The sequence below is a fragment of the Cupriavidus sp. FW306-01-F10A genome (assembly GCF_058782785.1).
The window spans coordinates 364,685-384,557 of sequence record NZ_JBYSYA010000003.1 but is presented as its reverse complement, the minus strand read 5'-3'; the positions used below and the strand labels follow the sequence as shown (position 1 = coordinate 384,557).

Below are 19,873 nucleotides of genomic sequence, written 5' to 3'. Positions count from 1 at the left end.
AAAAGACACTGCCAGCCAGTCTAGTTGTGTTACCCATGTCCCCGAACAGGTGTTACCTATGTCCCCGGTCTATACACCGCAAGCGGGAGAGGGAGCAAACCACCGGCAAGCTGATTCTGCAGCAGCAAAGGCGCGCGGAACAAATGGCTGCAATTGCCCTCCACTGACTTGCCTGCAACAAGGGCAGGTAAGGAGCACAATGCATGGGATTGCCGCAGCATGTGTATCCAGCCACCTGCCCCATGACCTTTGATCTTTTCGACAGCCTCGACGGCCCGAACCCCGCTACACCAACCATCGAGCCCCTCGCCGACGGCGCCGTAGTCCTGCGCGGCCTGGCCCGTGCGGATGCCGAAGTGCTGCTGGCCGATGTCCAGGCCATCATCGCGCTTGCGCCCTGGCGGCACATGATCACCCCCGGCGGGCTGACAATGTCGGTGGCAATGGTCAACTGCGGCACGGTCGGCTGGGTCTCCGATGCGCGCGGCTATCGCTATGACCCCATCGATCCGCTGAACGGAAAGCCGTGGCCGGAGATGCCTGCGAGTTTCCGGCAGCTGGCCACCACCGCCGCTGCGCAAGCGGGCTTTGCCGGTTTCGAACCGGATGCCTGCCTCATCAATCGCTACGAGCCGGGCACCCGGCTCTCGCTGCACCAGGACCGCGACGAGCGCGATTTCAGCGCGCCCATCGTTTCGGTCTCGCTGGGACTGCCCGCGGTGTTCCTGTTCGGCGGCATGCGCCGCGCCGACCGCCCGCAGCGGGTGCGGCTGGCGCATGGCGACGTGGTGGTGTGGGGCGGGCCGTCGCGGCTGGCCTTCCACGGCGTGGCGCCGCTGGCCGACGGCGACCATCCGCTGCTGGGGCGGCTGCGCATCAACCTGACATTCCGCAAGGCGCGTTAGCCATCACCGCCGCCTTGGCACTTTGCCGGGGGTTTTCTACAGTCAATGGACTGTCCTGAACGCCACCGTGCAAAGGCCCATACCATGCATCTCGACGGCTCCTGCCATTGCGGCGCGGTCCACTTCTCGCTTGAATCCGATTCACCCAGTCCGTATATGCATTGCCATTGCTCGATCTGCCGCAAGACGGCCGGCGGTGGCGGCTACGCGATCAACATCGGCGGCGACGCGGCCACGCTGCGCGTGCGCGGGCGCAAGCACCTGGGCATTTACCACGCCGTGCTGCGCGAACCCGGCAAGCGCGCGCGGCGCTCGCCGGCGCAGCGGCATTTCTGCGTGAAATGCGGCAGCGCGCTGTGGCTTTGGGACCCGCGCTGGCCGGAGCTGGTATATCCGCATGCATCGGCCATCGACACGCCGCTGCCGCGCCCGCCGGAGGTGGTGGAAGCCTCGCTGGAATCGGTCGCGCCCTGGGTCGACGTGCCCAAGGGCAAAGGCCATGTGCACTGCGACACCTGGCCGGAGGAATCGCTGGCGGACTGGCACAAGCGGCACGGCCTGTCGTCGCGCTGAAAGGCTCCCGTTCGGCGTCAATGTGCGGCTCGATGCCGGCTTCGGGCGGCGCACGCGCGGGGTCTACTTCCAGATCAATGAAGCGTTCTGAGCGCCCGGGCCGCAAAGGCCGGGCGCTTGCGTCTGCTTAGGCGGGCAGGAACCCCTCGACGGTCAGGTAGCGCTCGCCGGTGTCGTAGTTGAAGCCCAGCACGCGCGCGTTGGCCGGCAGCTCGGGCAGCTTCTGCGCGATCGCGGCCAGCGTGGCGCCGGACGAGATGCCGACCAGGATGCCTTCCTCGCGCGCGCAGCGGCGTGCCATCTCGCGCGCGGGCTCGGCATCGACCTGGATCACGCCGTCGAGCAACGAGGTATCGAGGTTCTTCGGGATAAAGCCCGCGCCGATGCCCTGGATCGGGTGCGGCGCCGGCGCGCCGCCGGAGATCACCGGCGAGGCCACCGGCTCGACGCCAAAGACCTTGAGCTGCGGCCACTTGTCCTTGAGCACGCGGGCGCAGCCCGTCAGGTGGCCGCCGGTGCCGACGCCGGTGATCAGCACATCCAGCCCCTCGGGGAAGTCATTCAGGATTTCCTGCGCGGTGGTGCGCGCGTGCACGTCGACATTGGCCGGGTTCTCGAACTGCTGCGGCATCCATGCGCCCGGCGTGGCCGCAACCAGTTCCTCGGCGCGAGCGATCGAGCCCTTCATGCCCTTCTCGCGCGGGGTCAGGTCAAAGGTGGCGCCATATGCCAGCATCAGGCGGCGGCGTTCCACCGACATGCTGTCGGGCATCACCAGCACCAGCTTGTAGCCCTTGACCGCGGCCACCATGGCCAGGCCGATGCCGGTATTGCCCGAGGTCGGCTCGATGATGGTGCCGCCCGGCTTGAGCACGCCACGGCGTTCGGCGTCTTCCACCATCGACAGCGCGATGCGGTCCTTGATCGAGGCGCCGGGGTTGCTGCGCTCTGACTTGATCCAGACCTCGTGGCCGTTGCCGAACACGCGGTTGATGCGGATATGCGGGGTATTGCCGATCGTCTGCAGGATGTTCTGGACCTTCATGGTGTTCTCCGTGGCGGGCGCGATGCCGCAGGCCTGTAAGGCGCTGGTATCGCAGGATCGAATGACGGGACGATTCTAGAGCAAAGCGCCGTGCAGGCCGAATGCTGGCCAGTGACCGAAATCCCTCGCCCCTGCCTTAAATGGTCTTCATATCAGAAATAAACAACAACCGCCCGATGCGACATCGGGTCGTCAAAGAACTCCCTCTTATGGCACCATGCGGACTAGTCGGATGACTATGCCGACATGCTCTCCGCTTGTAGCTCGACGGGCACCGCGCCCAATGGAAGCCAACATGAAGACAGAGCAGCCCAAACGCTATATCGCCTGGCTAGTGGCCGTCTATGTGTCTTGCGGATTCGCGTATCTCGCCTGGCGCGTAGGAACCGTCAACATGGACGCGCCGTGGCTGTCTCTGCCGCTGTATGCCGCTGAAGTCTACGGATATCTGAGCGGCCTTCTGTTCGTGCTGATGACCTTCCGGCTCAGCGTGCGGGAGGTAGTACCGCCGCCAGCGGGACTGAAGGTCGATGTGTTCGTGCCCACTTATAACGAGTCCGTGGAGCTGCTGCGTCGTACGCTGCTGGCGGCCACGCGGATGGAGTACCCGCATGTTACCTGGCTACTGGATGACGGCCGGCGGCCAGACATGCGCAAGCTGGCCGAGGATCTTGGCTGCCGCTACCTCGCCCGCGATAACAACTCCCACGCCAAGGCCGGCAACCTGAACCACGCGCTGCAGTTCTGCGAAGGCGACTTCATTGCGATCTTCGACGCCGACCATGCTCCTCGCAAGGATTTCCTGGTGAAGACACTGGGATTCTTCCTCGATGCAGACGTTGCGTTCGTGCAGACACCGCAAGACTTCTTCAATATCGACTCGTTCAACCACCGCATCGGAAAGAAGCGGGTCTGGGATGAGCAGGCGCTCTTCTTCAAAGTCATACAGCGCGGCAAGGACGCACTGAATGCGGCCTTTTTCTGCGGCAGTTGTGCGGTTATCCGACGTTCCGCGGTGGAGAGAATCGGCGGCTTCGCCACCGAGACCGTTACGGAGGATGTCCATACGGCAGTCAAGCTGCACAAGCTGGGATTCAAGTCTGTGTACTACGCCGAATCACTTGCCTTTGGCCTGGCGCCGCACAGCATTGACACCTACCTGAAGCAGCGCATGCGTTGGGGAATGGGATCGATGCAGGTATTCCGGCGCGAAAGAATTCTTTTCAGCCGGGGCCTGACGCTGGGCCAGCGACTCAATTATTTCGCCTCGGCACTTTTCTTCTTCGAAGGTTGGCAGAAGCTTGTTTTCTTTCTGACACCGCCGGCAGTATTTCTCTCGGGCGACCTACCCATAGTCTCATCGCTCAACACCTTCCTGCTGCTGTTCTGCCTGTACTACCTGCTGTCGATGTTGGTTCACCTTGAGCTGGGACGCGGCTACAACTCGCTGCTTCTCAGCGAGCAGTACGCCATGACTCGATTCTTTGCCTTCATGTCAACGAGCGTTGGACTGTTTCGTCGCAACATCCCGTTTGCCGTGACCGACAAGCAGCTTTCCGATACAGGCAGGATGTGGCTCTGGATGTCGCCGGTGCTGGCGCTGGCGGGGATTACGGCAATCAGCGTGCCGATAGGCCTGTACCGGATGCATACAGGGAGCATTCCGGTCGGTGCAGGCGTCGTCACGCTCATATGGACCTGCGTGACCCTTCTCACGGCAGCGATGGTGACCGTCTACGCTCACCGCCATGCAAGCAACCGCCGCACCGAGTACCGCTTCCCGCTGCGGCTGCCGATCACGCTGACCCTTGATGGCAATTCATACCTCGGCTTGACATCGGACCTTTCCCCCAACGGCGCGCTTTACGTCGGGGAACCAATTCCAACGTTATCCCGCGGCGACACGGTAAACATGGCCATCCACCTGCCCAATCTGATCGTGTGCGATGCGGCCGTGGCGACCTTCGTCAACCGAGCTGCGGCGTGGGCGGGAAAGGCCGCGGCGGGCGTCGCCGGGGAGGCCACAGTGGGACTGCGCTTTAACTGGGATGCGCAGGGCAACACCGGCGCACTCGAGACGTTCCTGTACGGTAGTCGGCTGCAGCTCGAAATGGGCAACCTTTCTGAAACCGAGACTCCGCCTCTGACTCGCCTGGCTGAATTGCTGAGCCGCGACGAGGGCGCGCCACTGCTGACGCAGAACTGGGCGCCGGGACTGCTGATGCAGCCGCTGCGCGCCGGCGTGTTGCCGGTGGTCATCGCCACGATCGAGGGCGCGGCGCCGCTGCTGTTCAGCAGCATCGAACTCGATCTGGACACTGGTGCCACGTTGCGTCGTACCACGAAAGGCATGGCCACGGAACATACGGTCAGGCTGACGCCCACGGGCAGGCTAGCGACGCCAACCGGCGATTTCCACCTTTACAACATTACGCCGCACGCGACGACGGTATGAGAGAAAAAAGCCGAATGACGCAGGACACGCGCAAGAATATTCGGGCCGACCGTGCTCTCGCCATCGTGACCCTCTGTGGCGCGGCCATGGTCCCGTTGCCGGCCATGGCGGGCACGTTGTTCGGCGGGGCAAGCTTCGCCGGTGGAGGTGAGCGTAGCGAATACGCTGGTGTCACCGGCAATTGGCTGCCGGTGTCCTTCCTCACCCAGAAGCTCGTCGTCAGCGACTACCACTACAAGTACGGCTCGAACGGCACGACGGTGTCAGTGAACGGACAGTCGGCCGAGGCGGCGCTTGGCGTACAGAAAGGCTGGGAGACCGGCTGGGTTGAAGCCACGGCCGGTGCGCGCTATCGCTACAATCGCGTGTCGCCAGAAGGCGCCGATAACCGTGTCGACGGCGGCGAATGGGGCCTGGCATTGACAGTCCTCGGCCAGCAGGAGTTCGCGAAACACTGGGCCGTCAACGGGATCGCGAGCTACAACATCGGGCCCAAGGCGTATTGGGCGCGCGGCCGGATTCTCTACAAGATTTTCGGCGATGCGTGGGCCGGCGCGGAGATCATCAAGCACGGCGACCCGTTTTACCACTCCACGCAGGGCGGTCTGGTGCTGACCGGCATCTCGCTCGGCCAGACCGTGAAGCTTGGCTTCTACGGCGGTATCAAGAAGACCGGTGGGCAGCCGCGCGCATTCTATGGCGGGCTGGAAATCAGCAAGGCGTTCTGATGGCGCTGGTGCCGCACACATACGGCTGCGGGTGCGGCGCACGGCGTTGCTGCTGAAGAGAACGAGGGGCGCCGCTGAATCCGGGGAAGATCGTCGCAGGTGCCCCAAAGTGGCCCAACAATACGCTAACTATTTGATTCCATTGACATGGAACGTTAGGCTGAAGTTGTTGGCGGGCATTGGCACCGGCTCGTCGCAGCGCATGCCCTGCGCCTCGCCCAGCGCGATCACGGCTTCCATGTCGCGCACGCCCCAGTCGGCATCGGTGGCGCGCAGCTGCGCGTCGAAGGCGGCGTTGCTGGGCGCCGTATGCGCGCCGCCGCGGCGATAGGGGCCATACAGGAACAGCACGCCGCCCGGGCCCAGCAGCTTGCCGGCGCCTGCGAAGAGCGCCTCGGCCGCGGCCCACGGGGCGATATGGATCATGTTGATGCAGACCACCGCATCCGCGGCGTCGATGCCCCACGGCTGGCGGCAGACATCCAGCGCCAGCGGCGCGCGCACATTGGCCAGGCCCGCATGCGCGGTCCACGCGGCGATCGACGCGCGCGCGGCGGCTTCCGGATCGCTTGGCTGCCAGGTCAGTCCCGGCAACGCTGCCGCGAAGTGCACGGCATGCTGGCCGGTGCCGCTGGCAATTTCCAGCACCGTGCCGCTGGCGGGCAGCACTTTGCGCAATACCGCAAGGATCGGCTCGCGGTTGCGCTCGGTGGCGGGCGCCATGCGGCGTGCATCGGGGTCTTGGGTCGAGCCGGTCATGATGGCATGCTCAGCGGGGGAAAGCGCCTAGCGTAGCAGAATCGGCGCGCCGGGGGGCGCGCTGCCGCAGTGCGTCAACGGCGCCCCGGAATCCGGTAGATCAAGCGCTCGAACTTGCGCGTCGTGGCCTGGCCCACGACCGTGCCGCCAAGCGACTCTGCGATCCGGCGGCTGGGCCAGTTCGGTTCGGCCACGGGATAGACCAGGTGCGCCGGCGACAGGTTGTCCTGCGCCCATTGCGCCAGCGCAGTGACCGCTTCCAGGCCGAAGGCATGGCCGTGGCAGTCCTCGCGGATCCAGATGCCGAGTTCCGGCGCGGGCGTGTCGGCATGGTGCAATCCCGCCAGCCCCAGGAACAGCCCGTCGTCGGCACGCCGGATGGTGAGCACGAATTCCGAGCCTCGCGCCATGCCTGCCAGCCAGCCTTGCCACACGGCCTCGAAAGCCGCCGGCGAGGGCGACGGCTCCCAGTCCATGAATCGCGCAAGCGTCGGGGTGATGCAGGCAAACGCCTCGGCTGCATCGTCGCCACGAAAGGGCAGCAGGCTGAGGCGCGCGGAGCGGATGTGCGGAAGCTGGTCAGGCATGACGGGCGGGAGGCTGGGCGTGAACCGGAGTTGCCATGTTAGACGATCGCGCCCCAATAAAAAACGGCGGGCCGAAGCCCGCCGCCCTCATCCTGGCACTGCGCGACGCGTCAGGCCTTGGCCAGCCTGACGCCGGTCGGGTCGCCCGTCAGGTAACCCACGGCGGCACCGAAGCGGTCCTTGTAGTTGGCCATCACCTTGGCTTCAAGCGCCGGCCGCACCTTGTCGTGCAGCGGCGACTCCCAGTCGCCAACGTGCTGGAAGTTGCTCATCACATAAGTCCAGCCGTTGATCTCGTCCACCGCGTGCAGGCCGGTGGATTCGGCGCCGACCGGGCACGACAGCACGCGGCTGAGCACCTTGGTATCGACGTTGTACGCCCACAGGAAGTTGTTGACGTGGGTGTTGCTGTCCTCGCCGACAAACAGCGTGCGCAGCTTTTCCGAGAACTTCAGGTTGTCGGGCGTGGCCACCTTGTCCGGGTTGGCAAAGTTGCCCAGCGCATCCTGCTGCTTCATCTTGCCGCCGCCCAGGTCTTCGCTGACCAGCGCGGGCACCGCCGCCATGTCGACCGGCACCCATTCGCTGTTGATGGCCGTGCCGGTCTTGTCGGCCTGGCCGCCCTTCAGGTTCAGCTCATAGACCGCGCCGGAGTACGGGCCTTCCACCTGGATATCACCGGCGTTGGCGGCATTGCCCGTGAGCATGCTCGACTCGATGCGGGACATGGCCGAGTAGGCCTTCTTGTCCTTGATGTTGACCGTGGTGCCTTCCATCTTGGTAAAGCCCAGGCTGCCGCCGACCAGGGCGGCGTAGCGGTGCGTTTCCAGGAACGCCGCGGCCTTTTCCATGCCCGGCATCAGCTTCACCCAGTTCGGCTTGCCGTTGTAGATGATGCGGGTGTAGCTGACGTCAGCGGGATCGGTGGTCCTGACATCCATGATGTCGGCCAGCCTGATGCCGCCGTCGACCAGCGCGCGGATTTCGGCACTGGTGGCGCTGCCCAGCCTGATCCACGACAGCGTGGCGCTGCCCGGCCCCACGCCCGAGGTCTGGTGCCACTTGGCCACGTACAGCGTGCCGGACGACAGGTCGCGGGCGCGGTCGGCGATAAACAGGAACAGGCCGCCGTTGGTGGCATCGTCGCCCATCAGCACGGTGCGTTCGTCGGGCATGACCTGCACCAGCTCATGCGAGATGCGGCCCAGGCAGTAGTGCTTCTTGATGGTGCCGGTGCCGTCCGGGTTGACCGTGACTTCCGGCAGGTGGCCGTAGTTGTAGGCGTTGGCGCGGGCCGGGTCGCCGTACAGGTTCTGGCTGTAGCCCTGCAACTGCGTGACCGCGCTGGCGTTCAGCAGGTCGGTCTCGTACTCTTCGCTCGACAGGTGGGTGTTCCACGGCGACAGGCTGGCGCCGCAGGTGATCCACAGGCCGTTGACGCCCGAGGTATCGACATTGTGGTACTTGACCGGGGTCAGCTTGCCGGTGGCCGGGTCCTGGTCCAGCGTCACCACCGCGATCGGCGACGGCAGCAGGCCGTACATGCTGACATTGCCCTGGTTGCGCGTGGTGTACTCGAACTGCACCACCGCAAACACCGTCTTGCCCTTGATGCCGGGCACGGTCGGGTTGGCCAGGGTCAGCAGCGAGCTGCCGTCCGGCGCGTCGGAGAAGAACTGGCGTTCCTTGCCGGCCACGGAGGTGTCCATGATCGGCTTGTTGTTGATGTCGTAGTAGCCGCCGGCCAGGATGGTGCCGCCCTTGCCGTCGGGCAGGGTGTCGCCGGTGATGAAGAACGGCTGGTAGGCCAGCTTGTAGGTCTGGCTGCTGCCGTCGCTGAACGACACCTTGAGGCTGGAGCCCACCGTGGTGGTCGCCATGGCGTCGGGCGTTGCCAGCGTCGGCGCGCTCATGCCAACGAATTCGGCCGTGGTGAACGTGGCCGCCTGGGCCGGCGGAAGCGGCGCGGCGACAGCGTCGTCGCCACCGCCGCAACCTGCCAGCAGGCTGGTGGAGGCAAGGCCAAGCGGCAGCATCGGCGCGCCGGCCAGGAGCTTCAGGGCCTTGCGGCGGCCTGCATTGGGTTGTTCAAGCATGTTCTCGATCCGGGGAAAAGGAAGGGATATGTTGTTCACTGCGTATTTGCGCCGGTCCTGCGGGCGGGGCCGGGCACCAGTTGGCACAGGCGGGCGGCGGGCGGCATTGCGCATGGCCGTAGCGGATCGTAGGCGCCGTTTGTGACACCAAGTTGACGATACAACACAAAAGCGGTGCTATCGCCCTGGTCCCGGATGCCGCTGCGGTACACTTGCCCTTTGCATCCGCGGCTCCACAGGCGCGGATCCGTTGAATGCCGGCAGCCGCCGTTTCTGCCTCCTTCCGCCCTTCCGCTTGCCCACCTACACGCTAGCCAACCCCGTCCGGGCCGAGATCGAAATCCGCAAGAGCCGCTTCCTGGCGCTGGCGCTGCCCGTTGCCGACCGTGACGCCGCCATGGCGACGCTGCAGGCGCTTCGCGCCGAGCACCCCACTGCCACCCACGTGTGCTGGGCCTTGCTGGCTGGCGGCGCCTCGGGCATGTCCGACGATGGCGAACCTTCCGGCACCGCCGGCCGGCCCATCCTGGAAGTGCTGCGCCACCATGACCTGGACGGCGTGCTGGCGGCGGTGGTGCGCTATTACGGTGGCGTCAAGCTGGGGGCCGGCGGGTTGGTACGCGCTTACACCGATGCCATCGCGGCCGCGCTGAAAACGGCCGAGCGCGTGGAACGCATCGCCTACGGCACCCTGACGGTGTCAGTCGACTACGCCGACGAGCCGCGCGTGCGCCGGTGGCTCGACTACGATGCGCAGCCGGGATGCACGCTGGCCGACACCGCCTATGGCGCGCTGGCCACGCTGGTCCTGCGCATGCCCGCAACCCAGCTCGACGCCGCGCGCGACGCCCTGCGCGACGCGACCCACGGACGCGCCCAATTCCCGGAAGCGGAGGATGAGGACCATGGCTGAACGCGAGCCGGTGGCGCCCGACGACCGCGCGGAATTCACCGCAAGCGTCCTGCCAGGCAATACCCGCTTCGCCGCGCCGGCGGCGCTGAGCCTGCTGGAAGCTGCCTTGCTCGAAGGCGTGGCGCTGCCCAACTCCTGCCGCAACGGCACCTGCCGCGCCTGCGCCAGCCGGCTGCATGCGGGGACGATCCGCTATCGGATCGAATGGCCGGGGTTGAGTCTGGATGAGAGGGATGAGGGGCTGATCTTGCCGTGCGTGGCTTGTCCGGCCAGTGATGTGGTGATTGAGCCTGTCAGTTTGGGATAGGGCTCAGGCCTGAAGAGAGCCTTAATCACCGTTTGGCAGCGTCAAGACTACGCTCTCACCCCTCAACCGCCAGAAAAAACCGCAACGCCAGCTTCAACCCATCCGGCCCCGCCGGATCGGAAAACGCCTGCCCGCCTGCCCCGCCACTCCAGGCGTGACCCAGCCCCTCGATCCGCACCAGGCGCACGTAAGGCGACTTTCCGTCCATCCAGTCGAACACATCCATCGCATGGCGCATGCCGCGCTGGATGCGCCGTGCCGGCACCGCGGACAGCGCGTGCGCACCCTCCGGCTGCAGGTGCATCCACATGCCCGCCGCGGCGGTGGCGTTGCTGAAGTCGACCACGTGGTCGGCATCGCCATGCAGCAATAGCAACGGCGGCGGGCGGCGCCCTGCCAGCCCGAACCGCAGCGCCTGCATGGCCTTGGCATCGGCCCCACGCCCCCCGCGCATGGCGCGCGCTGCCTGGGCGGCATTGGTGGCGCTCCATGGCACCGCGCCGGAGTGCGACCCCACTGCGGCAAAGCGTTCCGGATAGCGCAGCCCCAGCATCAGCGCCATCGCGCCGCCCGCGGACAGCCCCAGCACGCTGATGCGGTCCGCGGCAACCGGATGGCGGCGGCAAGCCTGGTCGACCAGCGCCATCAGCAGCCCGGCTTCGACGCCGCCCTGCGCGGCGGGCCGGAACCAGTTCCAGCAGCGCTGTGCATTGGCCTGCGAGGTCTGCTCAGGCAGCAACACCACCCAGCCGGCTTCGCGCGCCACCGCGGCGGCGCGCGTGACCGCGGCAAAGCTGGCGGCGTCCTGGCCGCAGCCATGCAGCAGCACCAGCATTGGCGCGCGCCGCGACGCCGTGACGCCGGCCGGCACGAAGATGCGGTAGCGGCGCGGTGCCACTGGCGCGCCCCATGCGCATTCTTCCCAGCGCCCGCTGCCGCGGCTCTGCGGCGCCTGCACCGGCGATACCACGCCCGACAGTGCGCGCTGCGTAGCGGCCGTGACTGCAGCCGATTGCTTCACCGCGTTGCGCACGATGGCCTCGGTCATCGGCCTGGTCAGGTTCTGGTTGACGGCGCGCTGCATGCGGCGCGCATTGCGGGCAGCAGCCTTGTTCAGCGTGGACCAGAGTTTTGCACCGGATGAGCGGGGCATGCGGCGTCCTGTCGGCCTGGGTAACCCGTACATCATATGCGCAAGCCCAGGCCCACCTTGCATGCAACGCGTGCCGGATGACTGCCTACAATGCAAGGGCCGTGTCGCCCCGAGACATGGACAGGAGGCAAGCATGAGCGATGTGACAAACGAGTTCAGGCCTTTGGATCCTGGCCGCATCAACCTGATGGATCCGCTTGAAGTGCAGTACTGGTGCCGGGAGCTCGGCTGCAGCACCAGTGACCTGGAGAACGCCGTCGATGCCGCGGGCGACCATATCTCCGCGGTACGCGCGCAACTGGAATCGAACCAGGCCGGCGCGCGGCCTGGCTGAAATCCCGAGACAAACGGTGGCAGGCAGGCATCCCCGGCTGAGCGGGGATGCCTGTGGCGGCCTGCGCCTTCAGCGGCCACGTGAGATGTCGGCGCCGTCCATGACGGCATGCGCGGCACGCATCAATCGCATGCGTGCATGCAGTCCATACTCTTGTTAAGCGCTGTGCAGACCGGAATTCAGCAATACCTTATTCGCTGGACGGCGGTTTTGCTGCATGATTTCCGGCCCGGGCAAAAGACCCGGCACTCAAGACTGGGACAGCTTGATTACACCATGTCGGAAAACAAGGGGTTACCAACACTAGGACGCATCGACAATGAACACCAGGCTGCCGATTTTCACGGTTTGCACCGCCTTGCTTGCACCTGCCGCGTGGGCCGGCAATGACCCGCACTGGAGCTACACCGGACCGACCGGCGCCAGCCACTGGGCCAAGCTCGACCAGGACTACAAGACCTGTGCGCTGGGCAAGCACCAGTCGCCCATCGATATCCGCACCGGCAAGGCCCAACCTGCCGACCTGAAGCCGATCGGCTTTGGCTATGCCGCGGCGCCCGCCACCGTGGTCAACAACGGCCACACCGTACAGGTCAACCTGCCCGCAGCGGGGCAGATCGAACTCGACGGCGTGCCCTACAGGCTGCTGCAGTTCCACTTCCATACGCCCAGCGAAGAGAAGATCAACGGCAAGAGCTATCCGCTGGTCGCGCACCTGGTGCACCAGAATGCAGAAGGCAAGCTGGCGGTGGTGGCGGTGCTGTTCAAGTCCGGGCGGGAGAATGCGGCGCTGAAACCGGTCTTCGCGAGCCTGCCGGCCAAGGCCGGCGAGTCGCGCGAACTGACGGCGCCGCTGGATGTGGCGGCGTTGCTGCCGGCCCGGCAGTCGTACTGGGCCTTCTCCGGCTCGCTGACCACGCCGCCGTGCAGCGAGGACGTGCGCTGGCAGGTGCTGAAGACCCCGGTGGAAGTGTCGCCGGCGCAGTTGGCCGCATTCCGCCGGCTTTATCCGATGAACGCCCGTCCGGTGCAGCCGCTGAACGGCCGCACGGTGCAGGCCAGCCGCTAACTGCGCACTGTTTGCTCCCTCTTCCGCTTGCGGGAGAGGGAGCAAACCGGCAGCGTGCTTAGGACAGCCCGCGCAGCGCCAGCTCGCCGCCCAACACCAGCAGCCCGCAGAAGAACAGCTTGCGGAAGCGCTCGGCGCTGATCCGGTGGCGCAGCCACTGGCCCAGGAACATGCCGCCGAGCGCCGGCACCAGCGCCAGCGCCGAGGCGCCCAGCACCGGCATATGCAGCAGCGACCCGCCCATGGCCAGACTCACCGCCAGCGCAATGGTCGATACCGTGAACGACAGCCCGAGCGCCTGCACCAGGCTTTCCTTGTCCAGGCCGAGTCCCTGCAGGTAAGGCACGGCGGGAATCACGAACACACCGGTCACCGCCGTAATGCCACCCGTGACCAGCCCGGTCAACGGCCCCAGCCACCGCTCCGCCCCCGCCGGCACCACCAGCTTCACCGCTGCCAGCCCGACCACCGCGTACAGCACCAGCGCCACACCCAAGGCCGAGGTCGCGTGCGTCATCATGCCGGCCGGCACCCATGCCGCGCACAGCCAGGTGCCGGCGCAGATCGCCACCAGCATCGGCCACAGCCGTTGCATCAGTTGCCCGAAGCGCGGGCCGCTGAACAGCTGCACCACGTTGGTCACCATCGACGGCGCCACCAGCAGCGCCGCTGCCTGCGCGGGCGGCATCACCAGCCCCAGCATGCCCACCGCGACCGTGGGCAAGCCCAGGCCCACCACCCCTTTGACAAAGCCTGCCAGCAAGAATGTCAGGCCGATAAAGGCGGCTTGGGTGGCGATTGCTTCCATCGTCATCGCTGCTCCCCCTCAGCCCGCCTTGTGGTCATGCACCGCGCGGCTGTCCGCCGGCGCCTGGTCGCGCTCGTTCAGCCCGTAGTCGCGCAGCACCTGCGCCACGCGCAGCCGGTAGCCGGCAAACACGCCGCCGCGACCGGACGCCTGCGCCTGGCGATGCGCCAGCGTATTGCGCCAGGCGATCACCGCGGCCTCGTCGCGGAAGAACGACAGCGACAGCAGCTTGTTGGGGTTGGTCAGGCTCTGGAAGCGCTCCACCGAGATAAAGCCGTCGATGGCCTCCAGCTGCGGGCGCAGGTGCGCGGCGATGTCGAGGTAGTTGTCCTGCCGGCCCGGCGCGGGCTCGACTTCGAAGATGACTGCGATCATGTTGTCTCCTGGGGGCAATGGCGGGAATCAAAGGAAATGCGGAATGCGTGCGTTCAGCGACGGACGATAGCGGAATGCCTGCGCCAGCGCGGCCGGGTCGGCCCCACGCGCACGCAGCGCCGCCACCATGGCGGCAGCCAGCGCCTGCGCCAGGCGGTCGCCGGGACAGGCATGGCGGCCGTGGCCGAAGGTCCATGGCCGTTCGCCGGCCGCGGCACCACTGCACGACGCCGCGGCCAGCAGCACCAGCACCGCGTCGCCGGCCTTGACGGCGTGGCCGCACAGTTGCGCATCGGCGGCCAGGAAGCGCCGCGTATTCTGCACCGGCGGATCCTCCCGGGCGACCCGTGCCACCACGGCATCGAGCGGCAGCTCTGACTGCGTCGTGTCGCGACCCAGCCGCAGCAGCGTATTCCCGGCCAGCGCCGCGGTAGCTTCGCAGGCTTGCACCAGCAGGCCGATGATGTTGGCGGCGACCGCCTGCGCGTCGATGCCGGCGGCACGGGCTGCCTGCCGCAGCGCCGGCAGCGGCCCTGCGCCGTCCGCCGCATCGGCAAGCCAGTGCCCCAGCCATTGAGCGGCCTCGGCGCCTGCGCGCACGGCCGGTGCATCGGCCAATGGCGACTGCGCGCCGGCGAAGGCCGCAACCCGTTGTGCGGCTTCGGCCGCGCTGCTGCCTTCGTTGGCAGCCGGCAGGCCGAGCAGGTCGGCGACCGTGATGACCGGCAGCGTGAACAGCCAGCGATTGATGCACTCGCCGGACATGGCGGCCCAGGACGCTTCGCCGGCATCGAGCACCGCCGCCAGCACCGTCGCGCGCTGCGCCGCGGCGGCCGGGTCGATACCCGCCAGCATCGGCATCAGCAGGGCCTTGAGCGGCGCGTGCGCGGCGCCGTCGTTCATCCGGATCAGCCGGCCGAACAGCTCGCCGGCGGCGGTGCCGGCCAGCGCGGGCGGCACCGGCTGTGCGGGCGGCCGCACGCGGCAGTCGGGGTGGGCAAGCACGTCGGCCACTTCCCGCGCGCCGGCGGCAACCCACAGGCGCAGGCGGTCATCGCGGAAGAATGGCTGGCTGGCGGCCAGCTCCCGGTAGTACGGGTACGGGTCGGGATGGGTGACGGCGCTGAGCGGATCGATATTGGTATCGGGCATGGCGGCACAGTGGATGGAAGTGCTGAGTCCTTGCAGCGAACCCAGCGCCCGGGGGCGGGCGGACAGTCGCATCATGCCCCTGCGGCGCAGGCCGAAGGTTCATGGTGACATGAACTATCGAATGCAATGGCGCAACACCGCCGCACCCTGGCTCACGCATCCATTCGCGCCAGCTCCCCTTCCCCTTGCGCCGCTTGCGTCGCCGCCTCGTCGTTCCGGTGCGCCAGCCGGTACAGCACCGGCAACACCAGCAAGGTCAGCGCCGTCGACGACAGGATGCCGCCGATGACGACCGTCGCCAGCGGGCGCTGCACCTCGGCACCCGTGCCCGTGGCCAGGGCCATCGGCACGAAGCCCAGCGAAGCCACCAGCGCCGTCATCAGCACGGGGCGCAGGCGCGTCAGCGCGCCGTTGCGAATGGCATCGTCAAGGCCATGGCCTTCCTCGCGCAGCGAGCGGATAAACGACAGCATCACCAGCCCGTTGAGCACCGCAACGCCGCACAGGGCGATAAAGCCCACTGCCGCCGAGATCGACAGCGGGATACCGCGCAGCCATAGCGCCAGGATGCCGCCGGTCAGCGCGAACGGGATACCGGTGAAGACCAGCAAGCCGTCCTTGACGTTGCCGAACATGGCGAACAGCAGCACGAACACCAGCCCCAGCGCCAGCGGCACCACTACGCGCAGCCGCGCGGTGGCCGACTGCAGCTGCTCGAAGGTGCCGCCCCAGCTGGTCCAGTAGCCCGCCGGGATCTGCACGCGCGCGCGCATGGCGGCCTCAGCCTCGGGCACGAAGCTGCCGATATCGCGCCCGCGCACGTTGGCGCTGACCACGATGCGGCGCTTGCCGTTCTCGCGCGAGACCTGGTTGGGGCCCGGCGCGATCTCCACGCTGGCGACTTCGCTCAGCGGGATATAGCTGGTGCGCGCCGCGGCTTCCTTCGGCAGCGGCACCGGCAGCCGCCGCAGCGCTTCCACGTCCTCGCGCACGGCATCGGGCAGGCGCACCACGATGTCGAAGCGCCGGTCGCCGCTGAAGAAGGTGCCCGACACCTTGCCACCGATGCCGATCGCCACCGCATCCTGGATATCGCTGAGGTTCAGGCCGTAGCGTGCCGCCTTGTTGCGGTCGATCTGCACCGTCAGCATCGGCAGGCCGGTGGTCTGCTCGACCTTCACCTCGGCCGCGCCGGGGATGCCCTGCAGCACTGCCGCGATGCGATTGGCGGTCTGCTCCAGCACCGCGTTGTCGTCGCCGAACACCTTGACCGCCACGTCGGAGCGCACGCCCGAGATCAGCTCATTGAAGCGCAGCTGGATCGGTTGCGAGAATTCATAGTTGTTGCCCGGCAGCTTGCCCACCTCGTCGCGTATCGCGGCGATCAGCTCGTCGCGCGTGCGGCGCGGCTCGGGCCATTGCGACATGGGCTTGAGCATGATGTAGCCGTCGGAGATATTCGGCGGCATCGGGTCGGAGGCGATCTCCGCGGTGCCGGTGCGCGCAAAGATGCGCTCGATCTCCGGGAACTTGGCCTTCAGCGCGGTTTCCACCTGCTGCTGCATCGCCACGGATTGCGTCAGGCTGGTGCCGGGGATGCGCAAGGCCTGGATCGCCAGGTCGCCTTCGTTGAGGCTGGGCACGAACTCACTGCCCAGCCGCGTGGCAATGGCCAGGCACAATGCCACCGCCACGCCGGCAAACGTCAGCACCACTGGCGTCGCGGCCAGCGAGCGCTCCAGCAGCACCGCGTAGCGGCGGCTCGCCCAGGCCATCAGCCGGTTCTCGCGCTCGGCCACGCGGTTGCCGATGAACAGCGCCACCGCGGCCGGCACGAAGGTCACCGACAGCACCATCGCGCCCAGCAGCGCCAGCACCACGGTGAAGGCCATCGGGTGGAACATCTTGCCCTCGACCCCGGTCAGCGCAAAGATCGGCAAGTACACCACCATGATGATGAGCTGGCCGTACAGCAGCGGCCGGCGTGCCTCGCGCGCCGCGGCAAAGACTTCATGCAGGCGTTCGCCGCGCGTGAGGGGCCGGCCGTGGCGCTCCTGCGCATGCGCCAGCCGGCGCACGCAGTTCTCGACGATCACCACCGCGCCGTCGACGATGATGCCGAAGTCCAGCGCCCCGAGGCTCATCAGGTTGGCGCTGATGCGGTAATGCACCATGCCCGTGAAGGTGAACAGCATCGACAGCGGGATCACCAGCGCGGTGATCAGCGCCGCACGCAGGTTGCCAAGGAACAGGAACAGGATGGCGATCACCAGCACCGCGCCTTCCAGCAGGTTCTTCTTGACCGTGGCAATGGCCTTGTCGACCAGCGTGGTGCGGTCGTACACCGTGACGGCCTGCACGCCCTTGGGCAGGGTGCGGTTGATCTCGGCCATCTTGCGGTCCACCGCCTGCGACACCGTGCGGCTGTTCTCGCCGATCAGCATGAACACGGTGCCCAGCACCACCTCGCGGCCGTTCTCGGTGGCCGCGCCGGTGCGCAGCTCGCCGCCGGTCTGCACGGTGGCCACGTCGCGCACGCGGATCGGCTGGCCCTGCGCGGTGCCGACGATCACGTCGCGGATATCCTCAAGCGAGCGCACCTGCCCCGGCACGCGAACCAGGTACTGCTCGCCGCGGCGCTCGATATAGCCGGCGCCGACGTTGTCGTTGTTCTTCTCCAGCGCGCTCACCACATCGGCCAGCGACAAGCCGTACGACGCCATGCGCTCCAGGCTGGGCGCGACCACATAGGCGCGCGCATGGCCGCCGATGGCATTGACCTCGGTCACGCCGGGCACGTTGCGCAGCTGCGGGCGGATCACCCAGTCCTGGATCTCGCGCAAGTCCGCGAGCGTGTAGGGCGTGCCGTCAGGCTTGCGCGCACCGGGGTCGGCCTCGACCGTCCACAGGTAGATCTCGCCCAGCCCGGTCGAGATCGGGCCCATCGCGGGCGTGATGCCGGCAGGCAGCTTGTCGCGCGCTTCCTGGATGCGCTGGTTGACCAGCTGGCGCGCAAAGTGGATATCGGTGCCGTCGCGGAAGATCACCGTCACCTGCGACAGCCCGTAGCGCGACAGCGAGCGCGTCTGCTCCAGCCCGGGCAGGCCCGCCATCACGGTCTCGACCGGATAGGTGATGCGCTGCTCGGTCTCCAGCGGCGAATAGCCCGGCGCGGCGGTGTTGATCTGCACCTGCACGTTGGTGATATCGGGCACCGCATCGATCGGCAGCCGGGTGTAGCTGTACAGGCCCAGCGCGGCCATGCCCAGCACCGCCAGCAGGACCAGCCAGCGTTGCTCGATGGCAAAGCGGATCAGGCGTTCAAACATGTGTGCCTCCCGCTCAGTGCTCATGCCCGGCGCTGGCTTTGCCCAGCTCGGACTTGAGGATGAAGCTGTTGGCCGCGGCGTAGCGCGCGCCGGCCTGCAGGCCCTCGGTCACCTCCACCAGCTTGCCGCCGGCGCGCCCGGTCTTGACCGGCTGCACCGCAAACCCGCCCGGCACGGCGATGAACACCACGCTCTGGCCGTCGACCTGCTGCACCGCGTCGGCCGCCACCGTCACCGGCACCTGCGCCGGCGCGCCCAGCACGCTGACCGTGACGAACAAACCCGGGCGCCACGCCATGCCGGGATTGGCCAGCGTCACGCGCGCCTTGGCCGTGCGCGTCTGCTCGCCCAGCAGCGCGCCGACGTAGGACACCTTGCCCTCGGCCTGCGTGTCCGAGGCGCTCGAGCGCACCGTGACCGCTTCGCCCACGCGCACCTGGTCCAGGTCACGCGCGGACACCACGAACTCCGCCCACACCGAACTCAGGTCCGAGACCGTGAACACGCTGGTGGCTTCCTGGACCGCTTCGCCCAGCGCCAGGTGCTTCTCGACCACGATGCCATCGAACGGGGCACGCAGCGCAAACTGGTTCAGGCCGCCGCCCTTGCCCGCGCTGTTCTCCGTGGCGCCGATCGCGGTCAGCTTCTGGCGCGCGTTCTGCACCGCGATCTGCGCTTCCTCCAGCGCCGTGCGGGCCTGCTGGTAATCCTGCTCGGCGGAGATCTTCTCCTGCCACAGCGTCTTCTCGCGCGCGTAGGTGGCACGCGCCAGCGCCTCGCGCTTCTGCGCCGCCAGCAGTTCGCTGCGCTGTTCGGCCAGGGCCATGCTGGCGAGCAGCGCCAGCACTTCGCCCTTGCGCACCTGCTGGCCAAGGTTGGCCGGCACCGCCTGCGCCACGCCCGCCACGCGCGGCACCACGTGCGCGGTGCGGTCTTCATTGAAGCGGATCTCGCCGGGGAAATCGACGCTGCTGCGCAGCGGCGCAGCGGCGGCGGCGGCAATGCCGATGCCGGCCTGCTGGATCTGCGCGGGCGTCAGCGCGATCAGGTGCGGCTTGCCTTCGCCTTCCGGTTTCGCCGCGGGGACGCTGGCGTCAGCGTGCGCGGCCGCCTTGTCTCCCTCCTTGTCATGTTCATGCTCCTCGCCATGCTCGGCATGCCCGTGCCCGGCCTCGCCGGTAGTGCTGCCGCCCTTGCCGGTGAACAGGATCGCCGCGCCGCCCAGCAGCCCCGCGACCAGGATGGCCACCACGGCGGCCCGTTGTTGCTTGCTCATTGCCATGTC

The 19,873-nt window shown here is 67.3% G+C and carries 18 protein-coding genes; 8 read left to right on the top strand and 10 right to left on the bottom strand.

What is annotated here, in order from left to right:
• Positions 1 to 242 precede the first annotated feature (242 nt).
• Together alkB and AC3WLF_RS07265 are read left to right on the top strand one after the other, a co-directional pair.
• Positions 243 to 905, top strand: a complete 663-nt coding sequence (gene alkB, locus AC3WLF_RS07270) for a DNA oxidative demethylase AlkB (RefSeq protein ID WP_492355959.1) — start codon at positions 243 to 245, stop codon at positions 903 to 905.
• 84 nt (positions 906 to 989) lie between these two features.
• Entirely contained in the window at positions 990 to 1,478 is a 489-nt protein-coding gene (locus AC3WLF_RS07265; protein WP_492350800.1) for a GFA family protein, read from the top strand.
• A 127-nt stretch (positions 1,479 to 1,605) separates the two neighbouring features.
• Here AC3WLF_RS07265 and cysK read toward each other — a convergent pair whose 3' ends face one another.
• Complete coding sequence (gene cysK / locus AC3WLF_RS07260; RefSeq protein ID WP_492355958.1) at positions 1,606 to 2,523, bottom strand: cysteine synthase A; 918 nt, start codon at positions 2,521 to 2,523, stop codon at positions 1,606 to 1,608.
• Positions 2,524 to 2,818: 295 nt separating this feature from the next.
• Between cysK and AC3WLF_RS07255 the strand changes: the two genes are divergently transcribed.
• Positions 2,819 to 4,978 (top strand): glycosyltransferase, encoded by a 2,160-nt coding sequence (locus AC3WLF_RS07255; RefSeq protein ID WP_492355957.1) that lies wholly within the window; start codon positions 2,819 to 2,821, stop codon positions 4,976 to 4,978.
• Positions 4,979 to 4,992: 14 nt separating this feature from the next.
• Positions 4,993 to 5,706, top strand: coding sequence for a cellulose biosynthesis protein BcsS (bcsS, locus tag AC3WLF_RS07250; protein ID WP_492355956.1), 714 nt, complete (start codon positions 4,993 to 4,995; stop codon positions 5,704 to 5,706).
• 129 nt (positions 5,707 to 5,835) lie between these two features.
• On the opposite strand, the gene AC3WLF_RS07245 is transcribed toward bcsS, so the two are convergent.
• The 3 genes from AC3WLF_RS07245 to AC3WLF_RS07235 all read right to left on the bottom strand — a co-directional run bounded on the left by AC3WLF_RS07245 (position 5,836) and on the right by AC3WLF_RS07235 (position 9,148).
• Positions 5,836 to 6,465 carry a DUF938 domain-containing protein gene (locus AC3WLF_RS07245; RefSeq protein WP_035827207.1) on the bottom strand — a complete coding sequence of 210 codons (630 nt, stop codon included), beginning with the start codon at positions 6,463 to 6,465 and terminating at the stop codon, positions 5,836 to 5,838.
• A 74-nt stretch (positions 6,466 to 6,539) separates the two neighbouring features.
• Complete coding sequence (locus tag AC3WLF_RS07240; protein WP_492318306.1) at positions 6,540 to 7,052, bottom strand: GNAT family N-acetyltransferase; 513 nt, start codon at positions 7,050 to 7,052, stop codon at positions 6,540 to 6,542.
• 110 nt (positions 7,053 to 7,162) lie between these two features.
• Positions 7,163 to 9,148: a PhoX family protein gene (locus tag AC3WLF_RS07235; RefSeq protein ID WP_492318305.1), complete on the bottom strand. Its 1,986-nt coding sequence runs from the start codon at positions 9,146 to 9,148 to the stop codon at positions 7,163 to 7,165.
• Between the two features lie 295 nt (positions 9,149 to 9,443).
• Between AC3WLF_RS07235 and AC3WLF_RS07230 the strand changes: the two genes are divergently transcribed.
• The gene (locus tag AC3WLF_RS07230) at positions 9,444 to 10,061 is read left to right on the top strand and encodes an IMPACT family protein (protein WP_492318304.1); all 618 of its coding nucleotides are present in this window, start codon (positions 9,444 to 9,446) and stop codon (positions 10,059 to 10,061) included.
• Positions 10,054 to 10,368: a 2Fe-2S iron-sulfur cluster-binding protein gene (locus AC3WLF_RS07225; protein WP_492355955.1), complete on the top strand. Its 315-nt coding sequence runs from the start codon at positions 10,054 to 10,056 to the stop codon at positions 10,366 to 10,368. The genes AC3WLF_RS07230 and AC3WLF_RS07225 overlap by 8 nt, the downstream gene beginning before the upstream one ends.
• Positions 10,369 to 10,423: 55 nt before the next feature.
• Here the strand turns inward: AC3WLF_RS07225 and AC3WLF_RS07220 are convergent, their stop codons facing one another.
• Positions 10,424 to 11,521 (bottom strand): extracellular catalytic domain type 1 short-chain-length polyhydroxyalkanoate depolymerase, encoded by a 1,098-nt coding sequence (locus AC3WLF_RS07220; RefSeq protein WP_492355954.1) that lies wholly within the window; start codon positions 11,519 to 11,521, stop codon positions 10,424 to 10,426.
• 133 nt (positions 11,522 to 11,654) lie between these two features.
• On the opposite strand from AC3WLF_RS07220, the gene AC3WLF_RS07215 reads away from it, so the two are divergent.
• Complete coding sequence (locus tag AC3WLF_RS07215; RefSeq protein ID WP_010810704.1) at positions 11,655 to 11,855, top strand: DUF3606 domain-containing protein; 201 nt, start codon at positions 11,655 to 11,657, stop codon at positions 11,853 to 11,855.
• 319 nt (positions 11,856 to 12,174) lie between these two features.
• Positions 12,175 to 12,924, top strand: a complete 750-nt coding sequence (locus AC3WLF_RS07210; RefSeq protein ID WP_492350805.1) for a carbonic anhydrase — start codon at positions 12,175 to 12,177, stop codon at positions 12,922 to 12,924.
• A gap of 58 nt (positions 12,925 to 12,982) precedes the next feature.
• Here the strand turns inward: AC3WLF_RS07210 and AC3WLF_RS07205 are convergent, their stop codons facing one another.
• From AC3WLF_RS07205 to AC3WLF_RS07185, 5 genes are all read right to left on the bottom strand, one after another.
• A complete protein-coding gene (locus AC3WLF_RS07205; RefSeq protein ID WP_492318300.1) occupies positions 12,983 to 13,738 on the bottom strand; it encodes a sulfite exporter TauE/SafE family protein in 756 nt (251 codons plus the stop codon).
• 12 nt (positions 13,739 to 13,750) lie between these two features.
• Positions 13,751 to 14,107, bottom strand: a complete 357-nt coding sequence (locus AC3WLF_RS07200; protein WP_492318299.1) for an antibiotic biosynthesis monooxygenase family protein — start codon at positions 14,105 to 14,107, stop codon at positions 13,751 to 13,753.
• A gap of 27 nt (positions 14,108 to 14,134) precedes the next feature.
• Positions 14,135 to 15,259, bottom strand: a complete 1,125-nt coding sequence (locus AC3WLF_RS07195; protein WP_492355963.1) for a cytochrome P450 — start codon at positions 15,257 to 15,259, stop codon at positions 14,135 to 14,137.
• Positions 15,260 to 15,411: 152 nt separating this feature from the next.
• The gene (locus AC3WLF_RS07190; protein ID WP_492357999.1) at positions 15,412 to 18,588 is read right to left on the bottom strand and encodes a CusA/CzcA family heavy metal efflux RND transporter; all 3,177 of its coding nucleotides are present in this window, start codon (positions 18,586 to 18,588) and stop codon (positions 15,412 to 15,414) included.
• A 13-nt stretch (positions 18,589 to 18,601) separates the two neighbouring features.
• Positions 18,602 to 19,870, bottom strand: a complete 1,269-nt coding sequence (locus AC3WLF_RS07185; RefSeq protein WP_492350809.1) for an efflux RND transporter periplasmic adaptor subunit — start codon at positions 19,868 to 19,870, stop codon at positions 18,602 to 18,604.
• Between the last annotated feature and the right edge of the window lie 3 nt (positions 19,871 to 19,873).

Excerpts from the sequence above, each read along its gene's own strand:
- AC3WLF_RS07200 (WP_492318299.1), bottom strand. The coding sequence starts at position 14,107 with ATGATCGCAGTCATCTTCGAAGTCGAGCCCGCGCCGGGCCGGCAGGAC.
- AC3WLF_RS07205 (WP_492318300.1), bottom strand. The coding sequence starts at position 13,738 with ATGACGATGGAAGCAATCGCCACCCAAGCCGCCTTTATCGGCCTGACA.
- AC3WLF_RS07215 (WP_010810704.1), top strand. The coding sequence starts at position 11,655 with ATGAGCGATGTGACAAACGAGTTCAGGCCTTTGGATCCTGGCCGCATC.
- AC3WLF_RS07225 (WP_492355955.1), top strand. The coding sequence starts at position 10,054 with ATGGCTGAACGCGAGCCGGTGGCGCCCGACGACCGCGCGGAATTCACC.
- AC3WLF_RS07210 (WP_492350805.1), top strand. The coding sequence starts at position 12,175 with ATGAACACCAGGCTGCCGATTTTCACGGTTTGCACCGCCTTGCTTGCA.
- AC3WLF_RS07255 (WP_492355957.1), top strand. The coding sequence starts at position 2,819 with ATGAAGACAGAGCAGCCCAAACGCTATATCGCCTGGCTAGTGGCCGTC.
- AC3WLF_RS07245 (WP_035827207.1), bottom strand. The coding sequence starts at position 6,465 with ATGACCGGCTCGACCCAAGACCCCGATGCACGCCGCATGGCGCCCGCC.
- AC3WLF_RS07240 (WP_492318306.1), bottom strand. The coding sequence starts at position 7,052 with ATGCCTGACCAGCTTCCGCACATCCGCTCCGCGCGCCTCAGCCTGCTG.
- AC3WLF_RS07265 (WP_492350800.1), top strand. The coding sequence starts at position 990 with ATGCATCTCGACGGCTCCTGCCATTGCGGCGCGGTCCACTTCTCGCTT.
- AC3WLF_RS07185 (WP_492350809.1), bottom strand. The coding sequence starts at position 19,870 with ATGGCAATGAGCAAGCAACAACGGGCCGCCGTGGTGGCCATCCTGGTC.
- bcsS (WP_492355956.1), top strand. The coding sequence starts at position 4,993 with ATGACGCAGGACACGCGCAAGAATATTCGGGCCGACCGTGCTCTCGCC.
- AC3WLF_RS07220 (WP_492355954.1), bottom strand. The coding sequence starts at position 11,521 with ATGCCCCGCTCATCCGGTGCAAAACTCTGGTCCACGCTGAACAAGGCT.
- cysK (WP_492355958.1), bottom strand. The coding sequence starts at position 2,523 with ATGAAGGTCCAGAACATCCTGCAGACGATCGGCAATACCCCGCATATC.
- alkB (WP_492355959.1), top strand. The coding sequence starts at position 243 with ATGACCTTTGATCTTTTCGACAGCCTCGACGGCCCGAACCCCGCTACA.
- AC3WLF_RS07235 (WP_492318305.1), bottom strand. The coding sequence starts at position 9,148 with ATGCTTGAACAACCCAATGCAGGCCGCCGCAAGGCCCTGAAGCTCCTG.
- AC3WLF_RS07190 (WP_492357999.1), bottom strand. The coding sequence starts at position 18,588 with ATGTTTGAACGCCTGATCCGCTTTGCCATCGAGCAACGCTGGCTGGTC.
- AC3WLF_RS07195 (WP_492355963.1), bottom strand. The coding sequence starts at position 15,259 with ATGCCCGATACCAATATCGATCCGCTCAGCGCCGTCACCCATCCCGAC.